Origin of the sequence: Massilia sp. CT11-108 (assembly GCF_047302915.1) — a bacterium.
Taxonomy (GTDB): domain Bacteria; phylum Pseudomonadota; class Gammaproteobacteria; order Burkholderiales; family Burkholderiaceae_D; genus Telluria; species Telluria orientalis.
The window spans coordinates 1-1,096 of record NZ_JBKYMO010000966.1; the positions used below are offsets into that span (position 1 = coordinate 1).

The window sequence follows — 1,096 nt, forward strand, 5'->3', positions numbered from 1 at the left end:
TTTTTTAAACCCCCCCCGGCCCCCCCCCCCCCCGGGGGCCCCCGCCTGGCTGGCGACGAATTCGTCATCGTGCTGGAGCAGGTCGGCTCGCCGCTGGAATGCGAACGCATCGGGGCCAAGCTGCTCGACGCGATCCGCGCGCCGTTCCTGCTGGACGGGCACACGCTCGCGGTCACCAGCAGCATCGGCATCGCGTGGAGCGCACGGCCGGAGCAGGTCGCGCTGGCCCATGCGGCGGACGACGGCTTGTACCGCTCGAAGCACGCGGGGCGCGATACGGTGTCCGTGCTCGTCGTCGAGGAGACTACGGCAGCTGGAAGCGGTAGCCGACACCCGTCTCGGTGACCAGGTAGCGGGGCTGGGCGGGATTGTCTTCCAGCTTGTGGCGCAGGTGGCCCATGTAGATGCGCAGGTAGTGCGCCTGGTCGGACTGGTTCGGTCCCCACACGCCGCGCAGGAGCTGCGGCGTGCTCATCACCTTGCCCGCGTTCGCGACGAGCACCGCCAGCAGCCGGTGCTCCGTCGGCGTGAGCCGCACGGTGGCGCCGCCTTTCGTCACCTGGCGGTTGTGCACGTCCACGACGACGTCGCCGAAGCGCACCTTGCCGTCGCCGCCCGTCGCCGGGCCGCGCTGGCGCCGCTGGGAGGCGCGTACGCGCGCCAGCAGTTCGCCCACGCCGAACGGTTTCGTCAGGTAGTCGTCCGCGCCGCGGTCGAGCGCGCGGATTTTTTACTCCTCGTCGACGCGCGCCGACAGCACGATCACCGGCACGGCGGACCATGTGCGCAGGTCGGCGATGAAGTCGGCGCCGTCGCCGTCGGGCAGGCCGAGGTCGAGGATGACGACATCCGGCTTGCGCGTGCCCGCCTCCGTCAGGCCGCGTTCGAGCGTCGCCGCCTCGTGGACCTGCCATCCTTCCCGTTCCAGCGCGGCGCGCACGAAGCGGCGGATGTGGGGCTCGTCTTCCACGAGCAGGGCGATACCGGTGAAATCACTCATCGTCGTTCTCCATGTCGTCCGGCGGCGGCGCCGGCGGCAGGGCCCGGTCGACCTGGATCGCGTGCCCCTGGCTGGCGCGGCTGCGGGTACGGGTGG

At 71.4% G+C, this 1,096-nt stretch carries 1 protein-coding gene and 1 pseudogene; one reads left to right on the plus strand and one right to left on the minus strand.

All coding sequences use genetic code 11. The annotated features are described in order from the left end of the window. A partial coding sequence (locus ACEN88_RS32395) for a diguanylate cyclase domain-containing protein (RefSeq protein ID WP_413346332.1) occupies positions 1 to 345 on the plus strand: 345 nt, incomplete at its 5' end. Here the strand turns inward: ACEN88_RS32395 and kdpE are convergent. Next, positions 305 to 1,000, minus strand: a pseudogene (gene kdpE / locus ACEN88_RS32400) (two-component system response regulator KdpE). The gene ACEN88_RS32395 and the pseudogene kdpE sit on opposite strands and share 41 nt — an antisense overlap. Positions 1,001 to 1,096: the final 96 nt, after the last annotated feature.